This window comes from Synechococcus sp. GFB01, from assembly GCF_001039265.1.
In the GTDB taxonomy this organism is placed as follows: Bacteria; Cyanobacteriota; Cyanobacteriia; order PCC-6307; family Cyanobiaceae; genus NIES-981.
This window is the reverse complement of the sequence record NZ_LFEK01000002.1, coordinates 53,234-75,737: the sequence shown is the minus strand read 5'-3', so window position 1 is coordinate 75,737 and position 22,504 is coordinate 53,234. Positions and strand designations below refer to the sequence as shown.

The window sequence follows — 22,504 nt, the reverse complement described above, 5'->3', positions numbered from 1 at the left end:
CCCGCCCATGCTTGATCCCGCCAGATCCGCTGCCGGCGCTCCGCTGCCGAAGGCCCCTCCCCTGCCTGCGGTGGGCGAGCTGCTTGGTGAGCGCCGCCGCGTGCTGGTGACCGGCGGAGCCGGTTTCATCGGCGGAGCGGTGGTGCGGAGATTGCTCACATGCAGCGGCGCACGGGTTTCAATCTCGACAAGCTCGGCTACGCCAGCGATCTGACCAGCATCGAGGCGGCACTGGCGGAGCTGGGGCCCGCCGCCCGCACCTCCAGAGGGGAGCTGCGCCACGAGCTGCTGCGGGTGAATCTGGCCGACGGCGACGCCACGGCGGCAGCGGTGCGACGGGCCGATCCGGATCTGGTGCTGCACCTTGCGGCCGAGAGCCACGTCGACCGCTCGATCGAGGGGCCGGGAGTGTTCATCGAGAGCAACGTGACCGGCACCTTCCAGCTGCTGCAGGCAGTGCTGGAGCACTGGGCAGCGCTTTCCGATGAGCGCAGGCAGCGTTTCCGCTTCCACCACATCAGCACCGACGAGGTGTTCGGCTCGCTGGGGCTCACGGGACGATTCTCGGAAACCACTCCCTATGACCCGCGCAGCCCCTACTCGGCCAGCAAGGCGGCTAGCGATCACTTGGTGCACGCCTGGCACCACACCTACGGCCTGCCAGTGGTGCTCACCAACTGCAGCAACAACTACGGGCCCTGGCAATTCCCCGAGAAGCTGATCCCGGTGGTGATCCTCAAGGCGGCTGCCGGCGAGCCGATTCCCCTCTATGGAGACGGTAACACGTCCGCGACTGGCTGTACGTGGAAGACCACGTGGATGCCCTGTTGCTGGCTGCTACCCGCGGCCGTGTGGGCGAGAGCTACTGCGTGGGTGGGGCCGGTGACCATGGCCGTCCCAGCGAGCGCACCAACCGGCAGGTGGTGGAGGCGATCTGCGCCCTGATGGATCGGCTGAGGCCGCAGGGAGCTCCCCATGCTCGCCTGATAACCCGGGTGAGCGACCGCCCCGGCCACGATCGGCGCTACGCCATCGATGCGGCGAAGATCATCACCGAGCTGGGCTGGCGGCCCCGCCACAACTTTGAGCAGGGCCTCGAATCCACGGTGCGCTGGGCTCTCGACAACCTCGACTGGTGTGCGGCGGTGCGCGCACGTGCCGGTTATGGCGGCGAGCGCATCGGCCAGCGGCCGGTGATCCTCTGATGCTGCGGCTGAATGCCACTGATCGCCGGTTGAGGCCCATGTCCTGGCGGGATCCGCGCCGTGATCTGTTGCTCTGTGCCTGCCTTGATCTGCTTGGGCTGGTGGTGGCACTGCTGGCACTGATCAACCTGCGCGGGCTGTCGTTCCAGGGCCAGGGGGGCTGGATCGTCACCACACTAGCCACCTATCTGGTGATGGGGTGGCTACTTGGCACCTACACGCTGCTTGGGTGGCGTCGTCTGCCCCGCTGGACGCTGCTTCAGCGGCTTGGATTGACGCTGCTAGCCAGTCTCCTGGTGATGGCCGTGCTCACCTGGCTCCTGAACCCTCCCCTGGCTGTCTGGGTGGTTTACCGCAGCAACCAACTCAGCCTGATGCTTCCCGTGGTGGTGTGGTCAGGGCTGGTGCGGGTGGCGCTGCACCGCGGGGCTCTGCGCCTGAGGAGCCGCAGCTACTGCTGGTAGCGCCTGAGCGCGAGGCTCAGCAGGCCCTGCGGGCCTGGCAATCCACCCCAACCCGACTGATGCCGCGCCGCGTGACGCCCGAGGAGGCGGTGCGACACGACGGGATGGTGGTGCTGGCGGTATCCACCTCCTACCAGCAGCAGCCCGCGCATCCTCCGTGGCTGGAGGAGTTGGAGGGGCGCGATCCGCGTCTCTGCAGCCTCACAACGCCCGAGGCCCTGGCGGAGGGCCACCTCAAGCGGCTGCCTCCGGCTCTCGTGCCGGAACCCTGGCTCAGTTTCTCTGAGATCCCCTTCAACTCGGTTTTCGGCTTCCAGCGCCAGCTCAAGCGGGTGGCCGATGTGGCTGTGTCGCTGCTGCTGCTGCTGTTCACGTCGCCGCTGCTGCTGCTGGCGGCACTGCTGATCTGGCTGGAGGATCTGGGAACGGTGTTCTATGTGCAGAAACGCAGCGGCTGGCTGGGCAAGCCGTTCAACATGCTCAAGCTGCGCACCATGGCTGTGGCGCCGTGCCAGGCTCCCGCCATCTGGACGGTTCCGGGTGACCGACGCATCACTCGGGTGGGGCTCTGGCTGCGGCGCTCACGTCTTGATGAACTGCCCCAGCTGATCAACGTGCTGCGCGGCGACATGAGCCTGATCGGCCCGCGGCCGGAGCGTCCGGAACTAGAACATGACCTGGAGACCCTCATCCCCCACTATCGCAAGCGCCACTGGATGCGTCCGGGGCTAAGCGGCTGGGCCCAGGTGAATGCACCCTATGCCGCCAGTGTGGAGGATTCCGAGCTCAAGCTCTCCTATGACCTCTTTATCTCAAGCACTTCAGCACCTGGCTGGATCTGTTGATCCTGTTGCGCACCATCAAGACCTTGCTGAAGATTGCGGGACGATGAGAGTGAAAGTGCAGGATGCGACTCATCCGTCCGGTGAACGGCCAGTCGACAATCTGGTGTTCGTGCCACTGCACTGACCGGTCTGTCTGGCGGCAGGGTTGGCTCACCGGGTTCTGGTGCAGGCAGGGCTGGCACTAGGTGACGGTCACGGCGCCAAGAGATCCCCTGGCACAGTAGCGCCAGCACCAGCCAGGCCACACCCGGCAGCCTCAGTAGGCTGCACTCATCTCTCTGGTGTAATCGCCACCATGCTCAAGCTCCTGCTGGGTGACCCCAACGCCCGCAAGCTGAAGCGCTACCAGCCCCTGGTGTCGGACATCAACCTGCTCGAGGAGGAGATCGCCCCCCTCTCCGACGACGAGCTGCGCGGCCTCACCGCCGAATTCCGCCAGAAGCTCGACAACGCTCGCGGAGGCCCCGGTACGCGGGCAAGCGGCCAGGGCGACGCCGTGCGGGCCCGTGAGCGCGCCCTGCTCGATGAGCTGCTGCCGCAGGCCTTCGCGGTGGTGCGCGAGGCCAGCAAGCGGGTGCTCGGCATGCGCCATTTCGACGTGCAGCTGATCGGCGGCATGGTGCTGCACGACGGCCAGATCGCCGAGATGAAGACCGGCGAGGGCAAGACCCTCGTGGCCACCCTGCCCGCCTACCTCAACGCGCTCACCGGCCGCGGCGTGCACGTCGTCACGGTGAACGACTATCTGGCCCGGCGCGACGCCGAGTGGATGGGCCAGATCCACCGCTTCCTCGGGCTCTCGGTGGGGCTGATCCAGCAGGACATGGATCCGGCCACCCGCCGGCTCAACTATGGCTGCGACATCACCTATGCCACCAACAGCGAACTGGGCTTCGACTACCTGCGCGACAACATGGCCACCGACATCGCCGAGGTGGTGCAGCGCGACTTCCACTACTGCGTGATCGACGAGGTCGACTCGATCCTGATCGACGAGGCACGCACGCCGCTGATCATCTCCGGCAGGTGGAGCGCCCCCAGGAGAAGTATCAGAAGGCTGCCGAGGTGGCGGCCCAGCTGGTGCGGGCCGCGAGATGGGCAAGGACGGCATCGATCCCGAGGGCGACTACGAGGTGGATGAGAAGCAGCGCAGCTGCACCCTCACCGACGAGGGCTATGCCAGGGCCGAGCGGCTGCTGGGGGTGAGCGATCTGTTCGATCCGGCCGACCCCTGGGCCCACTACATCAACAACGCCCTCAAGGCCAAGGAGCTGTTCATCCGCGACGTGAACTACATCGTGCGCGGCGAGGATGCCGTGATCGTGGATGAGTTCACCGGCCGGGTGATGCCCGGCCGGCGCTGGAGCGATGGCCAGCACCAGGCGATCGAGGCCAAGGAGGGCCTGCCGATCCAGCCCGAAACCCAGACCCTCGCCTCGATCACCTACCAGAACTTCTTCCTGCTCTACCCCCGCCTGGCCGGCATGACCGGCACGGCGAAAACGGAAGAGGTGGAGTTCGAGAAGACCTACAAGCTCGAGGTCACGATCGTGCCCACCAACCGGCCCCGGGCCCGCTCCGACTGGAGCGATCAGGTGTACAAGACCGAAACCGCCAAGTGGCGCGCCGTCGCCCTGGAAACCGCCGAGATTCACAAGCAGGGCCGGCCGGTGCTGGTGGGCACCACCAGCGTGGAGAAATCCGAGCTGCTCTCCGCTCTCCTTGCCGAGCAGCGGATCCCCCACAACCTGCTCAACGCCAAGCCCGAGAACGTGGAGCGGGAGGCCGAGATCGTGGCCCAGGCGGGCCGCGCCGGCGCCGTGACCATCGCCACGAACATGGCTGGCCGCGGCACCGACATCATCCTGGGCGGCAACGCCGACTACATGGCCCGCCTCAAGCTGCGCGAGGTGCTGCTGCCCCGCCTGGTGCGCCCTGAGGAAGGCCACAGGCCCCCCGTTCCCCTGCAGCGGGCCCCGGAAGCGGCTGCCGGTTTCGGGGCCACAGCCGAGGCAGCGGCCGCCAGGGCCCCCTCGGAAGCCCGCGCCATCGGCGCCCTCTACCCCTGCGCCCTCAGCGACGCCACCGAGCACTCCCTCTCCGAACTCGCCCACGACCTGGTGAAGGCCTGGGGCGATCGCCAGCTCACCGTGCTGGAACTCGAAGACCGCATCGCCCAGGCGGCCGAGAAGGCCCCCACCCCAGATCCCCAGATTCAGCGTCTGCGGGAGCTGATCGCCCGCGTCAAGGCGGAATACGAGGTGGTGACCCGCTCCGAGGAGCAGCGGGTGCGCGAGGCCGGCGGCCTCCACGTGATCGGCACCGAGCGGCATGAATCGCGCCGGGTCGACAACCAGCTGCGCGGCCGCGCCGGCCGCCAGGGCGACCCAGGTTCCACGCGCTTCTTCCTTTCGCTGGAGGACAACCTGCTGCGCATCTTCGGCGGCGACCGGGTCGCGGGCCTGATGAACGCCTTCCGGGTGGAGGAGGACATGCCGATCGAATCCGGCATGCTCACCCGCTCGCTGGAAGGAGCCCAGAAGAAGGTGGAGACGTATTACTACGACATCCGCAAGCAGGTGTTCGAGTACGACGAGGTGATGAACAACCAGCGCAAGGCGGTCTACGCCGAGCGCCGTCGGGTGCTGGAGGGCCGTGAGCTCAAGGCTCAGGTAATCGGCTATGGCGAGCGCACCATCGACGACATCGTGGAGGCCTACGTGAATCCCGAGCTGCCGCCGGAGGAGTGGGATCTGGATCGACTGGTGGCCAAGGCGAAGGAGTTCATCTACCTGCTCGAGGATCTCATCCCCGAGCAGCTGAGCGGCCTGGGGGTGGATGAGCTCAAGGCCTTCCTGCAGGAGCAGATGCGCAACGCCTACGACATCAAGGAGGGCCAGATCGAAGCCCAGCGGCCTGGGTTGATGCGCGAGGCCGAGCGCTTCTTCATCCTCCAGCAGATCGACACCCTCTGGCGCGAGCACCTGCAGTCGATGGATGCCCTGCGCGAATCGGTGGGCCTGCGCGGCTATGGCCAGAAGGATCCGCTGATCGAATACAAGAACGAGGGTTACGACATGTTCCTGGAGATGATGACTCAGATGCGTCGCAACGTGATCTACTCGATGTTCATGTTTCAGCCGGCGCCTGCTGCTGCAGGAGCTGCTGTCTGAGCATTCACGACTTGGTTCACTGAGTGGACCCAGGGTTATCGCCGAGAAATTCAAGGATCTCCCGGTCCATCAGATTCTGGGCCACGCCGCGGCAGGGTTCCTGCAGAGGCCTTCCGGCTGCCAGCTCCCTCAGGCAGGCCTGGGTGCGCGCCAGTTCACCCTCGAGGGCATCGATCCGCTCCATCAGGTTGCGGATCACGGTGGCCTCGGCGTCCGGCAGGGCCGAGTGGGCCAGTGGATCCACCCGCACGCCGCTCTGGTGGATCACCCGGCCAGGGATGCCCACCACGGTGCTGTCGGCCTCCACGTTGCGCAGCACCACCGAACCGGCACCGATGCGGGTGTTCGGTCCCACGGTGATGGCGCCCAGCACCTTGGCGCCGGCGCCCACCACCACGTTCTCGGCCAGCGTGGGGTGGCGTTTGCCGTGCGCCTTGCCCGTGCCTCCCAGGGTCACCCCCTGGTAGAGCAGGCACTGGTCGCCCACCACGGCCGTCTCGCCGATCACCACCCCCATGCCGTGGTCGATGAACACACCTCGCCCGATGCTTGCTCCGGGGTGGATCTCGATCCCGGTGAGCCAGCGTCCCAGCTGGCTCAGCAGGCGGGCCAGCAACGGCGTGAGTGGCCAGCGCAGCTGCCAGAGCCGGTGGCTGATGCGGTGCAGCGCCAGGGCGTGCAGCCCCGGATAGCAGAGCAGGATCTCCAGGGTGCCCCGGGCGGCGGGGTCACGCTCCTGGATGATGGCCAGATCGGCGCGCATTGCCTTGAGCATGGAGGCATCCTGGCGGACGTCGCAGGCGTTTGACCGCGGGGCCCTCCCTCGTGCATGATCAACCAGTCGGCGAGGCCGGCGGCTGCGGATGTAGCTCAGTGGTAGAGCATCTCCTTGCCAAGGAGAGGGTCGAGAGTTCGAATCTCTTCATCCGCTTCAAGCAACCCTGGGTTCAGCCCACCACCAGGCCGATCTCCTTGCGGAGCTGGTCGATGGTGGCACTGCCCAGGTAGCTGCGGGCGCAGTGCACCACCGGCAGCCGCATCAGCTGGGCCCGGTTCTGCCGCAGGCTCTGCTCCACCAGGGGCAGGCTGGGTCTGTCGCAGAGCACGTGGCTGGCGGCCCGCAGCAGAGCCAGCAACCGGCTGCCCGTGTCGGGATTGGCGGTCATCACCAGCAGGTCGTTGCCGCGCATGCTGTGCAGGATCACCTCTGCGGCCCGCAGGATGCCCGGGCTGATGCTCACCAGCCCCACGCAGCTGCCGGCCCGCAGCTCCTTGAGCAGATCGAGCTCATGCCGGAAGTCGTTGAGGTCCACCGGCACCGCACGCACACCGTGGCGCTTGGCGATCTCCTCCACGGGCTGGAGGAAGTAGCGGCTGGTGACCACCGTGCCGTTGTTGCCCGCCTCCAGCACCCCCTCCAGCTCCTCCATCGGCACCACCTCCACCGGCACCTCAAGGTTCGGCGCCAGCTCCTCGGCGATGAGAAGGGAGGCACCGAGGTCCTCGCGGGGGGTGCTCACCAGCACGCGGGCGCCGCAGCGCAGCCGCCAGTCGATCTCCCGCGTGAGCAGATCGCGGGCCTGCTGCAGCGTGCAGCCCGCCTGCAGCAGCCCATCGATGCTCTGGCGCACCTGCCGATCCAGATCGGGCTGCACCTTGCCGCGGGGGCCGGGAACGATCTGGCTCTCGCGCGGCTTCAGCCGGTCGCGCACATAGATGCCGGAGCCGGCCAGGGCTTCGACCACCCCGTCGGTCTCCAGCTGGCGATACACCTTGCTGATCGTGTTGCGGTGCAGCCCCGTCTGCATGGCCAGCTGGCGGGTGCTCGGCAGGCGATGGCCCGGCGGGTAGTGCCGGGCGGCGATGGCGAAGCAGATCTGGTTGTACAGCTGGGTCGACGCCGGTATGTCGCTTTCCTGCTGGATGTGAAACCGCACGCCGGAGTGGGCCAATTGCTTTGCTGGCCACCTTACGGACCGTCCGCTGGGCGCACAATCCCCGCTGCCGAAGCCGCCTCAAAATGGCTGAGCCGGCCGACGCCGCCCCCATGGCCCCTTGTTCCTCCCGCTGGATCGAGCCGCAGCCTGGGGTGCGCTGCTGGTGGGCTCTGCCGCCCGAGCGGCCGCCGCGGGCGGCCGTGCTCGTGCTGCCGGAGGTGTTCGGTGTCAACGCCTGGGTGCGCGGCGTGGCGGATCGTCTCGCCAGCGAGGGCTTCGCTGCCCTGGCCTGGCCGATCTTCTGGCGCACCGCCCCGGCCCTGGAGCTGGGCTACGACGAGGCCTCCCTGGCGGAGGGCCGCCGCCATCGGGATCGGCTCACGGCCGATGCCTTCCTCCGCGATGCCGCAGCCGCCATCGCCTGGCTGCAGAGCCAGCCCGGTCTCGAGGGGCGGCCGGTGGGCTGCCTGGGGTTCTGCTTCGGCGGCCACCTGGCGATGCTGGCCGCCACCCTGCCCGGCGTCGCCGCCACCTGCGACTGCTACGGCGCCCGGGTGTCCACCGATCGCCCCGGCGGCGGACCTGCCACGCTCACGGTGGTGCCCGGGATCGCCGGTGAACTGCTCTGCGTCTGTGGCGATCAGGATCCGCTGATGCCGCCCGAAGAGCTGGCGGCAATTCGGAACGCTCTGGAGCCGCCCCACCGGCTGCTGATGCTGCCGGGAGCCGGCCACGGTTTCATGTGCGAGGCCCGTGCCGCCCACCGCCCGCTCGCGGCTGCGGCCGCCTGGCAGGCGATGCTCGAACTGTTCAGGCGGCGGCTCTGATCGCGCTGCTCAGCCTTCGGCCGTGGCTGCCTCGGCCGAAGGCTTGGGCGCCGCCGCTCTCGGCTTGCCGCCGCCCCCTTTGGGGGCGGCGGCCTTGCGGGGGCTCAGGAACATGATCATGTTTCGGCCCTCCCGCTTGGGCGGCTGCTGGATCTCGGCCGCCTCCTCGAGGTCCTTGGCGATCCGCATCAGCAGCACCTCGGCCAGTGCGGTGTGCTGGATCTCACGGCCGCGGAAGATCACGGTGCACTTCACCTTGTCGCCGGCCTTGAGGAAACGGGAGGCCTGGCCGATGCGCACGTCGTAGTCGTGCTGATCGATCTTGTAGCGCATCTTGACCTCCTTCACCTCGGTCTGATGCGACTTCTTCTTGGCCTCCTTGGCCTTCTTCTCCTGCTCGAATTTGTATTTGCCGTAATCCATGATCCGGCACACCGGCGGATCGGCCTTCTCGCTCACCAGCACCAGATCGAGCTCGCGATCGCGGGCCACCTCCAGGGCCGCCTCCCGGGTGATCACCCCGAGCTGACTGCGTCGGCATCGACCACCCGCAGATTGGGGTAACTGATGCGGTCGTTGATGTTGGGCAGCTCCCGAACGGGAGCACGGCGGTCAAAACGAGGACGAGGAGGCATTCAGGCCGGCGAAGGGTCGGGCAGTCGGGAGCACTTCACCCTAGAACGCGCTGCACCGCCTGCAAGGCCTGATCCCGCTGCCGGGTCGTGGTGTCCCCGCTGAGCCACTCGGGCCGGTGCTGGCGGCGGAACCAGGTGCGCTGGCGCTTGGCGAACTGGCGGGTGCGCTGCTCGCTCAGGCTCACGGCCGCGTCGCGCTCCAGCTCGCCCGCGAGCAGCCGGGCGGCCTCGGCGTAGCCGATCGTGCCCAGCAGGGGCAGATCGGTTCCGTAACGCTCGATCAGCGCGGCGGTTTCCTCCACCAGGCCCTCGTCGTAGAGGCTGCGGGTGCGGCGGCGGATGCGGTGGCGCAGGTCCGCCGGATCCAGGCCCAGCTCCAGCACCCGCCAGGGGGGCGGACTGCAGCCCTGCTGAGCGCTGAGCGGGCGGCCGGTGGCATAGAGCACCTCCAGGGCCCGCTGGGTGCGTACCGCGTCGGCCGGGGCGATGCGACCCGCGGCGAGCGGATCCGCAGCGGCCAGCAGCTGGTGGCAGGTGGGCTGCCCCAGGGCCGCGAGCTGGGCGCGCAGAGCCGGCTGGGGGGGCACCGCCGGTGGCTCCAGACCGTGGCTGAGGGCCTTGAGATAGAGCCCGCTGCCGCCCGCCAGCAGGGCGAGCCCCCGACGATCCAGCTCCCGCGCGATCAGCGGCTCGGCGATGGCGCGGAACTCCTGCAGGTTGATCGGCTGGTCGGGATCGCGCAGATCGAGCAGTTCGTGGCGCACCCGCTGCCGCTGCGCCGGGGTGGGCTTGGCGGTGCCCACGTCCATCCGCCGATACAGCTGGCGCGAGTCAACGTTGAGCACGGCCAGGTCGAGGGCTTCGGCCAGTTCGATGGCCAGGTCGGTCTTGCCGCTGGCGGTGGGGCCCAGCAGCACGATCAGCAGCGGTTGCGGGGCGCCATCCCTCCACCCTGCCAGTGCGTCAAGCCGTTGCGCGGGGCCGGGCCTCCCCGGCAGCCGGTGGTAAACTGCCCTCCGGGAGAGGGCTTGAGCTCGGCCCGAGCTCGCCACACACCCGTACATGAGCGAAGCCACCAAAGTTCAGGCTGCTTACGGAGCCGAGCAGATCCAGGTGCTGGAAGGCCTGGAGCCGGTGCGCAAGCGGCCCGGCATGTACATCGGCTCCACCGGCCCCNGTGGACTGCACCACCTGGTCTACGAGGTGGTCGACAACTCGGTGGATGAGGCCCTGGCTGGCCACTGCGACGCCATCGAGGTGGTGCTCCACGACGACGGCTCATGCAGCGTGACCGACAACGGTCGCGGCATTCCCACCGACATCCATCCCCGCACTGGCAAGAGCGCTCTGGAAACCGTGCTCACGGTGCTCCACGCCGGCGGCAAGTTCGGCTCCGGCGGTTACAAGGTCTCCGGTGGCCTGCACGGTGTGGGCGTGTCGGTGGTGAACGCCCTCTCGGAGTGGGTGGAGGTGACGGTGCATCGCCAGGGCCAGGTGCACCGGCAGCGTTTCGAGCGGGGTGCGCCGATCGGCAGCCTCAGCTCGGTGAGCGCTGCCGCCGGCGAAGCCCAGCGCACCGGCACGGCGGTGCGCTTCAGGCCCGACATCGAGATCTTCACCGGCGGCATCGTCTTCGACTACGCCACTCTCTCCTCGCGACTGCGCGAACTGGCCTACCTCAACGGTGGCGTGAAGATCGTGTTCCGCGATGAGCGCGCTTCGGCCCGCAACGAGGCCGGTGAGCCCCACGAGGAAACCTATTTCTACGAGGGCGGCATCAGGGAATATGTCGCCTACATGAATGCGGAGAAGGATCCCCTCCACAGCCAGATAATCTACGTCAACGCCGAGCGTGACGGCGTGCAGGTGGAGGCGGCCCTGCAGTGGTGCGTGGATGCCTACTCCGACAGCATCCTCGNCTTCGCCAACAACATCCGCACCGTCGACGGCGGCACCCACATCGAGGGCCTCAAGACGGTGCTCACCCGCACCCTCAACGCTTTCGCCAAGAAGCGCGGCAAGCGCAAGGAGNCTGACGCCAACCTGGCCGGTGAGAACATCCGCGAGGGTCTCACCGCCGTGCTCTCGGTGAAGGTGCCCGAGCCGGAATTTGAGGGCCAGACCAAGACCAAGCTGGGCAACACCGAGGTGCGCGGCATCGTGGATTCGCTGGTGGGGGAGGCCCTCAGCGAATTCCTGGAGTTCAATCCCTCGGTGATCGACCTGATCCTCGAGAAGGCGATCCAGGCCTTCAATGCCGCCGAGGCCGCTCGCCGAGCCCGTGAACTGGTCCGCCGCAAGAGCGTGCTGGAGAGCTCGACCCTGCCCGGCAAGCTGGCCGACTGCTCCTCACGCGATCCCTCCGAATCGGAGATCTATATCGTGGAGGGCGATTCGGCCGGCGGCTCCGCCAAGCAGGGCCGCGACCGGCGCTTCCAGGCGATCCTGCCGCTGCGGGGCAAGATTCTCAACATCGAGAAGACCGACGACGCCAAGATCTACAAGAACACCGAGATCCAGGCCCTGATCACCGCCCTGGGCCTGGGCATCAAAGGCGAGGAGTTCGATGAGAAGAATCTGCGCTACCACAGGATCGTGATCATGACCGACGCCGATGTGGATGGCGCCCATATCCGCACCCTGATTCTCACCTTCTTCTTCCGCTACCAGAAGGCCCTGGTGGAAGGTGGCTACATCTACATCGCCTGCCCGCCGCTTTACAAAGTTGAACGCGGCAAGAACCACACCTATTGCTACAACGAAAACGACCTGAAGAAAACGATCGAATCCTTTGGCGAGAAGGCCAATTACACGATCCAGCGCTTCAAGGGTCTCGGCGAGATGATGCCCCAGCAGCTCTGGGAAACCACCATGGATCCGGCCACCCGCATGATGAAGCGGGTGGAGATCGAAGACGCTCTGGAAGCGGATCGCATCTTCACGATCCTGATGGGCGACAAGGTGGCCCCCCGCCGCGAGTTCATCGAGACCCACAGCGCCGAGCTGGATCTCGCCCAGCTCGACATCTGATGCTGGCGACGCGTCTGCACGGCCTGCGCACCCTCGCGCTGCTCGGTTTCGCCCTGGTCGGGCCGGCCGCCCTGCCAGCCGGTGGGGCTGAGCGTCGCGTGCCCGAGGTGCGGCGCCGGCAGCACTGGCGCGACCCGATCACGGCGCCGGCCCGGATCGCCCTGCACTGCGCCCCCCAGCGCCGGGCCCCGGTGATTGATCAGGTCTGCAGCGGTCAGCCGCTGCGGGTGATGCGCCGCTGGTGGGGCGACGATGGCAGGTGCTGGGTGCAGGTTGAGGCCTCCTCCCGGCGCGGCTGGCTGGTGGAGGCCGAAACCTGAGCTCAGGCCGCCAGGGCCGCTTCGATGGCGCTGGTGAGCTCGGCGGATTCGGGTTCCACGGCGCTCTTGAAGCGATGCAGCACCGTGCCTTCCTTGCCGATCAGGAACTTCTCGAAGTTCCAGCCCACCGGACCGGCGGGATCGGCCTGGGTGAGGGTGGGGTAGGGAGACTCGGCCATGCTCACCTTGGCCATCAGCGGAAAGCTGACGCCATAGGTGGTGGAGCAGAACTGCTCGATCTCGGCCAGGCTGCCGGGTTCCTGGGCGCCGAAATCGTTGCAGGGGAAGGCGAGCACCGTGAACCCCCGGGGGCCGTAGGTCTCCTGGAGCTTCTGGAGACCGGCGTACTGGCGGGTGAAGCCGCAGCGGCTGGCCACGTTCACGACCAGCAGCACCTGGCCGGCCCAGTCGCCCAGCCGCCGCTCGCTGCCCGCGGCATCGCGCACCATCTGATCAGCCACGTTCACCGGCATCGCTTCTGGATCAGCAGGTCTGGACCTTAACGGCTGAGGCGGCCGGGTTGGCCCATAAACTCGGTTGCGCCGGTCAGCAAGCCGATGAGCGAGGCGAACGGCATCCCGGCATCGGGCATCGCCACGGCGCCGGTGGCCGAGGTGGTTGCCCGGCAGCTCGAGGTGCTGCTGGAGGTGGGCAACTACGACGGCGCCAAGCTTCTGCTCCAGCCGGTGCAGGAGGTGGACACGGCCGAGGCGATCGGCAGCCTGCCCCGCACCCTGCAGGCGCTCGCCTTCCGGCTGCTGCCCAAGGACGAGGCGATCGCGGTCTACGAATACCTCGATGCCGCCGTGCAGCAGACGCTGCTGGAGCGGCTGCGCAGCGGCGAAGTGCTCGAGCTCGTGGAGGAGATGTCACCCGACGACCGGGTGCGGCTGTTCGATGAACTGCCGGCCAAGGTGGTGCGCCGCCTGCTCGCCGAGCTGAGCCCTTCGGAGCGGCGCATCACCGCCCAGCTGCTCGGTTACGAGCCGGAGACGGCCGGCCGCCTGATGACTCCCGAGTTCATCGACCTCAAGGAGTTCCACAGCGCCGCCCAGGCCCTGGCGATCGTGCGTCGCCGCGCCCGCGACACCGAAACCATCTATTCCCTCTACGTGACCGACGGCTCGCGTCACCTCACCGGCATCCTCTCGCTGCGGGATCTGGTGGTGGCCGATCCGGAGGCCCGCATCGGCGACGTGATGACGCGGGAGGTGCTGAGCGTGAGCACCGACACCGATCAGGAGGAGGTGGCCCGCGCCATCCAGCGCTACGACTTCCTGGCGATTCCGGTTGTGGATCGCGAGCAGCGGCTGGTGGGGATCGTGACCGTGGACGACGTGATCGACGTGATCGAGCAGGAGGCCACCCGTGACCTCTACGCGGCCGGAGCCGTGCAGGCAGGCGACGAGGACGACTACTTCCAGAGCAATCTGTTCACCGTGGCCCGGCGGCGGGTGGTGTGGCTGCTGGTGCTGCTGATCGCCAACAGCGGCACCGCCGCCGTGATTGCCTCCATGCATGGGGTGCTGCAGCAGGTGGTGGTGCTGGCGGCCTTCATCCCCCTGCTGATCGGCACGGGCGGCAACGTGGGCGCCCAGAGCTCCACGGTGGTGATCCGCGGCCTCAGCACCCAGCGCATCCAGGCCCTCGGTCCGCTGCGGGCGATCAGCCGCGAGGCGGCGGCCGGAGCTCTGCTCGGACTGCTGATGCTGCTGGTGGTGGTGCCCTGGACGACCTATGTGTCGGGCGGCAACTGGGTGGTGGCCGGTGCCGCCGGCACCAGCCTGGTGGCGATCACCACCCTGGCTGCCACAGCAGGCGCGGCCCTGCCCCTGCTGTTCAACCGGTTGGGGCTGGATCCGGCCCTGATGTCGGCCCCCTTCATCGCCACCGCCACCGACGTGGCCGGGGTGTTCATCTACCTGCAGCTGGCTGCCTGGCTGCTGGCCCGCCTGGGCTGAGACCCGCGAGGGAAATCCGGGTGGTTTTCTGAGAGGCCTTCACACTTCTTCAGGTTAGGCTTTACACATCTTCAGGAGCCTGGCCCGATGGTCCTCTCCGCCCCTGTCTCCGAACTGGTGGCCGATCGCAGTGGCGACTCCGCTGACGCGCCCGCGCTCCGCGAGCATGTCAGCCGCCAGATGCCTGCCGCCGATGGCGACCTGGTGCGCAGCTATCTGCGCGACATCGGCCGAGTGCCGCTGCTGACGCACGAGCAGGAGATCACGCTGGGTCGCCAGGTGCAGGAGCTGGTGGCGATCGAGGAGCTGGAGCTGGAGCTGGAGAGCCGGCTGGGGCGGAAGCCGAGCCAGGCGGAGCTGGCGACGGCGGCGGGGCTGAGCGCGCCGTTGCTGAAGCGTCGTCTGCAGGCGGGCCGGCGTGCGAAGGAGCGGATGGTGGCGGCGAACCTGCGGCTGGTGGTGAGCGTGGCGAAGAAGTACACCAAGCGGAACATGGAGCTGCTGGATCTGATCCAGGAGGGGACGATCGGGCTGGTGCGGGGGNTGGAGAAGTTCGATCNGACGCGGGGCTACAAGTTCAGTACGTATGCGTACTGGTGGATCCGGCAGGGGATCACGCGTGCGATTGCGGAGAAGAGCCGCACGATCCGACTGCNGATCCACATCACCGAGACGCTGAACAAGCTGAAGAAGGGCCAGCGGGAGCTGAGCCAGCTGCTGGGGAGGACGCCGACGCTGGGCGAGCTGGCGGAGGCGGTGGAGCTGCCGGAGGAGGAGGTGAAGGATCTGCTGTGCCGTGCGCGGTTGCCAGTGAGCCTGGAGACGAAGGTGGGGGATGGGGACGACACGGAACTGCTGGATCTGCTGACTGGGGAGGGAGAGCTGCCGGAGGAGCGGTTGGACGGGGAGTGTCTCAAGGGAGACCTGAGGNCGCTGCTGGAGCAGCTGCCGGAGCTGCAGGGGCGGGTGCTCAAGATGCGCTATGGCATCCCCTGTGCCGACAATCCGGAGGGTGGCGAGCCGATGAGCCTCACCGGGATCGGCCGCATCCTGGGCATCAGCCGCGATCGGGTGCGCAACCTGGAGCGCGATGGCCTGGCCGGCCTGCGCCGCCTCAGCAGTGCCGTGGAGGCGTACATGGCCGGCTGAGGGTTTGTGCTTGCATCGCTGCATGACCAGCACCGGCGCTCCCGTCTCCGCACCATCCGGCTCCGCACCCCCCAACTGGGTGGATCAGACCCATCCCCTGGGCCGGCTGATCAATGCCCTGCTGGCGGTGGAGCCCCTACGGCGCCTGCTGTTCCTGCAGGCCCGCCAGGTGATCATCCGCACGGCGGAGCGGCGCGGCATCGCCTGGAGGGCCCGGCGCGAGCAGCTGCAGCGAGAGGCCGAGCCGCTGCTGGAGGCCGTTCACAATCCCACCACCGTGGCGCCGGCCTATTACCAGGCGCGCTTCCATGCCTATCAGCAGGGCAACCTCTGCTGGGCCGCAGCCTGTGAGGCTGAGCAGGCCACCGATGCCATGGCCCTGCGGGTCTGGCCGGCCGAGCAGCTGCAGCCGGAACAGGCGCAGCAGCGTCTGAGAGCCGCCATCTTCCAGGCGATCGAACCCAGCCTGGCCGGACCGGTGCGTGACGCCCTGGATCTGGGCTGCTCGGTGGGGGTGAGCACCCAGGCGCTGGTGGGCTGGCTGCGGCAGCGCCAGCAGCAGCCGGCGGCGGTGAGCGGCCTCGATCTGTCTCCCCAGATGCTGGCCGTGGCGCGGGTGCGCGATGGCGACGGACTGGTGAGCGCCTGGCATCACGCCGCCGCCGAAGCTACGGGGCTGCCGGATGCCAGCTTCGATCTGATCACCCTTCAGTTCGTGTGCCATGAGCTGCCCGCTGATGCCACCCGGGCGGTGCTGGCGGAGGCGGCGCGGCTGTTGCGTCCCGGCGGCGTGATCGCCTGGTGGATCAGGATCCCGAATCCGCCGTGATCCGCCGGCTGCCGGCGCCGATCGCCACCCTACTCAAGAGCACCGAGCCCTACCTGGAGGACTATTTCCGTCTCGATCTGCCGGCGGCCCTCGAGCAGGCCGGCTTCCAGGCGGTGCGGCGTGAGGCCTGTGATCCCCGCCACCGGGTGCTGGTGGCGCGGCGATGAGGCCCGGTGGCGATCGGGCCACTGGCTGATGTTGAGGCGCTCCGACGGCAGCTCCTGATCTGGTGGAAGGTTCACGGACGCCGCAGCCCTGAGCAGAAGCCGTGGATGTTCACGCCCGACGGCCGCTGGCCCCAGCCCGGCGAGCCACTGTGCGCTCTGGCGACCTGGGTGGCCGAGGTGATGCTCCAGCAGACGCAGCTCCGGGTGGTGCTGCCCTACTGGCGGCGCTGGATGGCGGCCTTCCCGGATCTGGCCTCGCTGGCGGCTGCCCAGGAGCACGACGTGCTGCTGCTCTGGCAGGGGCTGGGGTACTACTCCCGGGCCCGCCGCCTGCTGGCCGGGGCCCGGCAGATGGGGCAGGCGCTCGCCGTGAATGGACGTTCCGGGCTGGCCGACTGGCCCCGGTACCTCGAGGGCTGGCTGGCCCTGCCGGGCATCGGCCGCAGCACCGCCGGCAGCATCCTCTCGTCGGCTTTCGATCTCCCGCATCCGATCCTCGACGGCAATGTGAAGCGGGTGCTGGCGCGGCTGATCGCCAGCCCGCGGCCGCCGGCAAGCCAGCTCGCCGCCTTCTGGCGGCTGAGCGAGCAGCTGCTCGACCCACAGCGGCCGCGGGCCTTCAACCAGGCACTGATGGACCTGGGCGCCACCGTGTGCACGCCCCGCAATCCCGGCTGCGGCGCCTGCCCCTTGAGGAGGCACTGCGCTGCCTACGCTGCCGGCAATCCGGCCGATTACCCCGTGAAGGATGCCCCGCGCGAGCTGCCGTTCCAGGTGATCGGGGTGGGGGTGGTGCGCAACGCTGCTGGTGAGGTGCTGATCGATCAGCGCCTCAATGAAGGGCTGCTGGGTGGGCTCTGGGAGTTCCCCGGCGGCAAGCAGGAGCCGGGCGAGTCGATCCACGCCACCATCGCCCGCGAACTGCGCGAGGAGCTGGCGATCGAGGCGGATGTGGGCGAGGAGCTGATCACGCTGGAGCACGCCTACAGCCACAAGCGCCTGCGGTTCGTGGTGTATCTGTGCACTTGGCTGAGCGGCGAACCCCGGCCGCTGGCCTCCCAGCAGGTGCGCTGGGTCGACCCCGGAGAACTGGGCGACTATCCCTTCCCGGCTGCCAACGCCCGCATCATCGCGGCCCTGCACGAGCGCCTGGGGCTGGCCCCCGCTGACAGCGGCGCCGATCCGCTGCACGCTGAGAAGAGCCGCTCGGCTGCCTGATGGGCCCTGCCCCCGCAGCATCGCCCCTGGTGCTCTGCCTCGGTGAAGCCTGGTGGACCGCCTCGGCCCTCCCGACGGCGATCCGGCCAGCGACACCCCCTGCGACGACCGCCTCGGCGGCGCCCCGCCAACGCGGCCTGCGCCCTGGCGCGGCTCGGTACGCCCAGCGCCTTCCTGGGCCGGCTCGGTCGCGACGCCATCGGCTCCGCCTTCCGGGCGGTGTTCAGCGAGCGTGGGGTCGACACCACCGCCCTGCAGGAGGACACCCGCCGACCCACGCGCATCGTGCTGGTGCGCCGCGATGCGGCCGGCGAGCGCAGCTCGGGGGCTTCGCGGGGGATCTTGGCGAGGGCTTTGCCGATCAGGCGCTCGATGCCGCTGAGCTGTCCGCACCGCTCTGGCCCCTGCTCACGCAGGCGAGCTGGCTGTTGACGGGCACGATCCCCCTCGCTTCTCCCGCCGCGGTGTCGGCCCTGCAGCTCGCCTGCCGCCGGGCCGCGGCCTGCGCCATGCCCCTGGCCCTCGACGTGAACTGGCGGCCCACCTTCTGGAATCCGGCCGCCGATCCCGCCAGTGGCCCCACAGCGGAGCAGATCACGGCCATGGGGCCGCTTCTGGAGCAGGCGGCCCTGATCAAGTGCGCGCGGGAGGAGGCCGACTGGCTGTTCGGTACCACCGATCCGTGCGAGCTGAGCAGCGCCCTGCCCCAGCGGCCTTCGGTAGTGGTGACCAACGGCGCCGCGCCACTGCGCTGGTGGCTGGGCGGGGTGGCCGGGGAGCTGCCCGCCCTGGCGGTGGCCGTGGTCGACAGCACCGGCGCTGGCGATGCCTTCACGGCAGGGCTGCTGCATGGGCTGATCCAGGCTCCCGGGCTGCTCACGGCAGGCTCTGCCGAACCGGTGCGCCGGCTGATGGGCTTCGCCAGCGCCTGCGGGGCGCTGGTGTGCCAGGGGGCCGGTGCCATCGATCCCCAGCCCTCCGCGGCCGAGGCGGAGGCGCTGCTGACCGCGACAGGTTGAGCGGCTCAGCTCACCAGCCTGGCGATGCGGCCGGCCTGTGGATCGGCCCCATCGGCCAGGCTCAGCTGCACGCGCCAGGCCGGCTCCGGTGGGTTGCTGAGGCGCTCGGGCCATTCCACCGCCAGCAGCGCCCCCAGGGCGGCGGCCTCCTCCTGCTCCTGGGCCAGCAGCTCATCGGCCGAGCCGGCCTGATCCAGGCGGTAGAGATCCAGGTGCACCAGGGCAGTGGCGCGTCCATCAACCAGTCGACCCTGGTAGTGCTGAGCCAGGGCGAAGGTGGGGCTGGTAATCGGTTCGTCGATACCCAGACCTTCGGCCAGGCCCTGCACCAGGCAGGTCTTGCCGGCACCGAGATCACCCTGCAGCAGCAGCGGCGGCGCATCGGCCGGGTCTCCCGGCACCGCAGCCTTCAGCCACAGTCCGGCCAGCTCCCGGCCCAGAGCCAGGGTGGCGGCGGCGTCTGCCAGCAACACACTGCGTGATTCCATCCCGGTAGATTGCCCCCCAAGCGAGCCCGAAGCCTCGGCGTCTCCGCAGATATTCCACCCGTTCACGATCCGCGTGCCACGTGCCGCGGGCGATCAGCCGACGCTTCCCCTCCCAGTGATTGCGTCGATCGGATCAGACCTGTCCTCGAACCCATCCCCTTCCAGTCATGGTGGCCACTCCCGCTTCGCCTGCTCTGCAGAGCACCAGTTCCTACGTGATTGCCGATCTCGGCCTGGCCGACTGGGGCCGCAAGGAGATTGCGATCGCCGAAACCGAGATGCCGGGCCTGATGGCCCTGCGCGAGAAGTTCAGCGCCCAGCAGCCCCTCAGGGGTGCCCGCATTGCGGGCTCCCTGCACATGACGATCCAGACCGCCGTTCTGATCGAGACCCTGGTGGCGCTCGGCGCGAGGTGCGCTGGGCCAGTTGCAACATCTTCTCCACCCAGGACCACGCCGCCGCCGCGATCGCCGCGGCCGGCATCCCCGTGTTCGCCTATAAGGGCGAAACCCTCGATGAATACTGGGCCTTCACCCACCGCATCCTCGAGTGGGGCGACGGTGGCACTCCCAACATGATCCTCGACGACGGTGGCGATGCCACCGGTCTGGTGATCCTGGGCACCAGGGCCGAGAGCGATCCCTCGGTGCTCGACAACCCCTCCAACGACGAGGAAACCGCCCTCTTCAACAGCATCCGCCAGAAGCTGGCGGCCCAGCCCGGTTTCTACTCCCGCATCAAGGCCGCCATCCAGGGCGTGACCGAGGAGACCACCACCGGCGTGGCCCGGCTCTATCAGATGCAGAAGGCCGGTGATCTGCCCTTCCCGGCGATCAACGTCAACGACTCGGTCACCAAGAGCAAGTTCGACAACCTCTATGGCTGCCGCGAATCGCTGGTGGACGGCATCAAACGGGCCACCGACGTGATGGTGGCCGGCAAGGTGGCCCTGGTGCTGGGCTACGGCGATGTGGGCAAGGGTTCGGCCCAGTCGCTGCGTGGCCTGGGCGCCACGGTGATGATCGCCGAGATCGACCCGATCTGCGCCCTTCAGGCCGCCATGGAGGGCTACCGCGTGGTGCGTCTCGACGACGTGGTGGGCGACGTTGACATCTTCGTGACCGCCACCGGCAACTTCCAGGTGATCCGCCACGAGCACCTGATCCAGATGAAGGATCAGGCGATCGTGTGCAACATCGGCCACTTCGACAATGAGATCGATGTGGCTTCGCTCAGGCAATACGCCTGGGACAACATCAAGCCCCAGGTGGATCACATCACGCTGCCCAGCGGCAACCGCATCATCCTGCTGGCCGAGGGCCGTCTGGTGAACCTGGGCTGCGCCACCGGCCACCCCAGCTTCGTGATGAGCAACTCGTTCACGAACCAGGTGCTGGCCCAGATCGAGCTGTTCAGCAAGGGCGATCGGTACGCCAACGAGGTGTACGTGCTGCCCAAGCACCTCGATGAGATGGTGGCTCGCCTGCACCTCGACAAGATCGGCGCCCGGCTCACCGAGCTCACCCCCGAGCAGGCCGCTTACATCAACGTGCCGGTGGAGGGGCCGTACAAGAGCGAGCACTACCGCTATTGAGTGCCTGGCCGCCTGACCCGGCGGCAGCTGTCTCATGAGTGGGTTCAGAGCTCAGGCTCGGAACCCACCCACCTCACCCCACAGGGTTCAGAAGGGTACTTCCTCCTCACTGGGCTCGCCACCGCCGAAACCACCGCCGGCCATCGCCTCGCTGTCGCGCTTGGAACCCAGCAGTTCCAGGCGGTCGACACGGATCACGGGTTTGCTGCGCTCCTCGCCGGTGGCGCGGTCGGTCCAGCGATCCAGCTTGAAGCTGCCGATGATCCCCAGCAGGGATCCCTTGCGCACATAGTCGGCGGCCACCTGGGCCTGCTTGCCCCAGATCTCCAGATTGAACCAGTCGGGCTCGTCGCCAGAGCTGCGGCGATTGACCGCCAGGGTGAGGTTGGCCACCACGCTGCCCGACTCGAAGTAACGGACCTCCGGGTCGCGGCCGGCGCGGCCGACCAGGGTGACGGAATTGACGCCCATGGCGCTTCTCCTTGCTCGTGAATCAATGATGCGGCACCCCCTCGGAGGGCCACCTCAGATCAGTTCCACCCTTGGGGCCGTCTGTAACACCCCTCTATGATTCGACGTCCGCCTGCCGTGCCTTCGTGTTCTTCCGTCGGTTCCAGTTCTCCCGTGATATCGGCATCGACCTGGGCACGGCCAACACCCTGATGTACGTCTCCGGCAAGGGGATCGTGCTCCAGGAGCCCTCGGTCGTGGCCCTCGACCTGGAACGCAACACCTGCCTGGCGGTGGGCGAGGAGGCCAAGCTGATGCTCGGCCGCACCCCCGGCAACATCCGTGCCGTGCGGCCGCTGCGCGATGGCGTGATCGCCGACTTCGACGCCGCCGAGCAGATGATCAAGTCGTTCATCCAGAAGGGCAACGAGGGCCGCGGCATCGTGGCGCCCCGTCTGGTGATCGGCATCCCGAGCGGCGTCACCGGTGTTGAGCGCCGCGCCGTGCGCGAGGCCGGCCTGGCCGCGCCCGCGAGGTGCACCTGATCGATGAGCCCGTGGCCGCCGCCATCGGGGCCGGCCTGCCGGTCACCGAGCCCGTGGGCACGATGATCGTGGATATCGGCGGCGGCACCACCGAGGTGGCTGTGCTGTCGCTGGGCGGCACCGTGCTGAGCGAGTCGGTGCGGGTGGCCGGTGACGAACTCAGCGACGCCATTGGGACCTACCTCAAGAAGGTGCACAACCTGGTGGTGGGTGAGCGCACCGCCGAAGACATCAAGATCCGCATCGGCTCCGCCTTCCCCGATGATCTCCACGACGAGACATCGATGGACGTGCGCGGCCTGCACCTGCTCTCCGGCCTGCCCCGCACCATCAACGTGCGTGCCGGCGACATCCGCGAGGCGATGGCCGAACCGCTCAACGTGATCGTGGAGGCGGTGAAGCGCACCCTCGAGCGCACCCCGCCCGAGCTCGCTGCCGACATCGTGGATCGCGGCATCATGCTCGCCGGCGGTGGAGCCNAGGTGCGTGGCATCAGCGACCTGATCAGCCACGAGACCGGCATCCTCACCCACGTGGCGGAGGACCCCCTGCTCTGTGTGGTCAATGGCTGCGGCATGGTCCTGGAGGACTACAAGCGCCTGCAGCGGGTGCTCGATACCCCCGACTTCGTGCGCCAGGTGGCCTGAG

General features: G+C 68.3%; 14 protein-coding genes, 1 tRNA gene and 7 pseudogenes. 15 read left to right on the top strand and 7 right to left on the bottom strand.

Features of this window, described 5'->3' with window-relative positions; translation table 11 throughout:
• The first annotated feature begins 7 nt into the window (after positions 1–7).
• The 4 genes and pseudogenes from rfbB to secA all read left to right on the top strand — a co-directional run bounded on the left by rfbB (position 8) and on the right by secA (position 5,687).
• A pseudogene (gene rfbB, locus SYNGFB01_RS00585) lies at positions 8–1,205 on the top strand (dTDP-glucose 4,6-dehydratase).
• Between the two features lie 38 nt (positions 1,206–1,243).
• Entirely contained in the window at positions 1,244–1,669 is a 426-nt protein-coding gene (locus SYNGFB01_RS15050; RefSeq protein WP_235299831.1) for a hypothetical protein, read from the top strand.
• Positions 1,670–1,728: 59 nt separating this feature from the next.
• Positions 1,729–2,514 (top strand): sugar transferase, encoded by a 786-nt coding sequence (locus tag SYNGFB01_RS15045; RefSeq protein WP_235299830.1) that lies wholly within the window; start codon positions 1,729–1,731, stop codon positions 2,512–2,514.
• Between the two features lie 295 nt (positions 2,515–2,809).
• Positions 2,810–5,687: pseudogene (secA, locus tag SYNGFB01_RS00575) on the top strand (preprotein translocase subunit SecA).
• A 16-nt stretch (positions 5,688–5,703) separates the two neighbouring features.
• Here secA and cysE read toward each other — a convergent pair.
• Positions 5,704–6,528, bottom strand: a complete 825-nt coding sequence (gene cysE, locus SYNGFB01_RS00570; RefSeq protein ID WP_255347512.1) for a serine O-acetyltransferase — start codon at positions 6,526–6,528, stop codon at positions 5,704–5,706.
• 18 nt (positions 6,529–6,546) lie between these two features.
• On the opposite strand from cysE, the gene SYNGFB01_RS00565 reads away from it, so the two are divergent.
• A tRNA-Gly gene (locus SYNGFB01_RS00565) sits at positions 6,547–6,618 on the top strand.
• 16 nt (positions 6,619–6,634) lie between these two features.
• Here SYNGFB01_RS00565 and SYNGFB01_RS00560 read toward each other — a convergent pair.
• Positions 6,635–7,624 (bottom strand): GntR family transcriptional regulator, encoded by a 990-nt coding sequence (locus SYNGFB01_RS00560; RefSeq protein ID WP_048016501.1) that lies wholly within the window; start codon positions 7,622–7,624, stop codon positions 6,635–6,637.
• 83 nt (positions 7,625–7,707) lie between these two features.
• On the opposite strand from SYNGFB01_RS00560, the gene SYNGFB01_RS00555 reads away from it, so the two are divergent.
• Positions 7,708–8,451 carry a dienelactone hydrolase family protein gene (locus SYNGFB01_RS00555; protein WP_053068229.1) on the top strand — a complete coding sequence of 248 codons (744 nt, stop codon included), beginning with the start codon at positions 7,708–7,710 and terminating at the stop codon, positions 8,449–8,451.
• Positions 8,452–8,460: 9 nt separating this feature from the next.
• Here the strand turns inward: SYNGFB01_RS00555 and infC are convergent.
• Together infC and miaA are read right to left on the bottom strand one after the other, a co-directional pair.
• A pseudogene (infC, locus tag SYNGFB01_RS00550) lies at positions 8,461–9,086 on the bottom strand (translation initiation factor IF-3).
• Positions 9,087–9,121: 35 nt separating this feature from the next.
• Positions 9,122–10,045 (bottom strand): tRNA (adenosine(37)-N6)-dimethylallyltransferase MiaA, encoded by a 924-nt coding sequence (gene miaA, locus SYNGFB01_RS00545; protein ID WP_048016499.1) that lies wholly within the window; start codon positions 10,043–10,045, stop codon positions 9,122–9,124.
• 103 nt (positions 10,046–10,148) lie between these two features.
• Here miaA and gyrB point away from each other — a divergent pair, with 103 nt between their 5' ends.
• Positions 10,149–12,116 carry a DNA topoisomerase (ATP-hydrolyzing) subunit B gene (gyrB, locus tag SYNGFB01_RS00540; RefSeq protein ID WP_048016485.1) on the top strand — a complete coding sequence of 656 codons (1,968 nt, stop codon included), beginning with the start codon at positions 10,149–10,151 and terminating at the stop codon, positions 12,114–12,116.
• Complete coding sequence (locus tag SYNGFB01_RS00535; protein WP_048016484.1) at positions 12,116–12,436, top strand: hypothetical protein; 321 nt, start codon at positions 12,116–12,118, stop codon at positions 12,434–12,436. The genes gyrB and SYNGFB01_RS00535 overlap by 1 nt, the downstream gene beginning before the upstream one ends.
• A 2-nt stretch (positions 12,437–12,438) precedes the next feature.
• Here the strand turns inward: SYNGFB01_RS00535 and SYNGFB01_RS00530 are convergent, their stop codons facing one another.
• Positions 12,439–12,909, bottom strand: a complete 471-nt coding sequence (locus SYNGFB01_RS00530) for a glutathione peroxidase (protein WP_048016483.1) — start codon at positions 12,907–12,909, stop codon at positions 12,439–12,441.
• An 84-nt stretch (positions 12,910–12,993) separates the two neighbouring features.
• Here SYNGFB01_RS00530 and mgtE point away from each other — a divergent pair, with 84 nt between their 5' ends.
• From mgtE to SYNGFB01_RS00505, 5 genes and pseudogenes are all read left to right on the top strand, one after another.
• Positions 12,994–14,397, top strand: coding sequence for a magnesium transporter (gene mgtE / locus SYNGFB01_RS00525; protein ID WP_048016482.1), 1,404 nt, complete (start codon positions 12,994–12,996; stop codon positions 14,395–14,397).
• 180 nt (positions 14,398–14,577) lie between these two features.
• On the top strand, positions 14,578–15,546 hold the full coding sequence (locus SYNGFB01_RS00520; protein WP_048016498.1) for an RpoD/SigA family RNA polymerase sigma factor: 969 nt from the start codon (positions 14,578–14,580) through the stop codon (positions 15,544–15,546).
• Between the two features lie 22 nt (positions 15,547–15,568).
• Positions 15,569–16,542, top strand: a pseudogene (locus SYNGFB01_RS00515) (methyltransferase domain-containing protein).
• Between the two features lie 6 nt (positions 16,543–16,548).
• A complete protein-coding gene (gene mutT, locus SYNGFB01_RS00510; protein ID WP_048016481.1) occupies positions 16,549–17,760 on the top strand; it encodes an 8-oxo-dGTP diphosphatase MutT in 1,212 nt (403 codons plus the stop codon).
• Positions 17,760–18,779 (top strand): annotated as a pseudogene (locus SYNGFB01_RS00505) (carbohydrate kinase). Before mutT ends, SYNGFB01_RS00505 begins: the two are co-directional and overlap by 1 nt.
• Positions 18,780–18,784: 5 nt before the next feature.
• Here SYNGFB01_RS00505 and tsaE read toward each other — a convergent pair.
• Complete coding sequence (gene tsaE / locus SYNGFB01_RS00500; RefSeq protein WP_048016480.1) at positions 18,785–19,267, bottom strand: tRNA (adenosine(37)-N6)-threonylcarbamoyltransferase complex ATPase subunit type 1 TsaE; 483 nt, start codon at positions 19,265–19,267, stop codon at positions 18,785–18,787.
• 167 nt (positions 19,268–19,434) lie between these two features.
• On the opposite strand from tsaE, the pseudogene ahcY reads away from it, so the two are divergent.
• Positions 19,435–20,861, top strand: a pseudogene (ahcY, locus tag SYNGFB01_RS00495) (adenosylhomocysteinase).
• Positions 20,862–20,948: 87 nt separating this feature from the next.
• Here the strand turns inward: ahcY and SYNGFB01_RS00490 are convergent.
• The gene (locus SYNGFB01_RS00490) at positions 20,949–21,332 is read right to left on the bottom strand and encodes a single-stranded DNA-binding protein (RefSeq protein WP_048016479.1); all 384 of its coding nucleotides are present in this window, start codon (positions 21,330–21,332) and stop codon (positions 20,949–20,951) included.
• A gap of 125 nt (positions 21,333–21,457) precedes the next feature.
• Here SYNGFB01_RS00490 and SYNGFB01_RS00485 point away from each other — a divergent pair.
• Positions 21,458–22,503: pseudogene (locus tag SYNGFB01_RS00485) on the top strand (rod shape-determining protein).
• The last annotated feature ends 1 nt before the right edge of the window (position 22,504 follow it).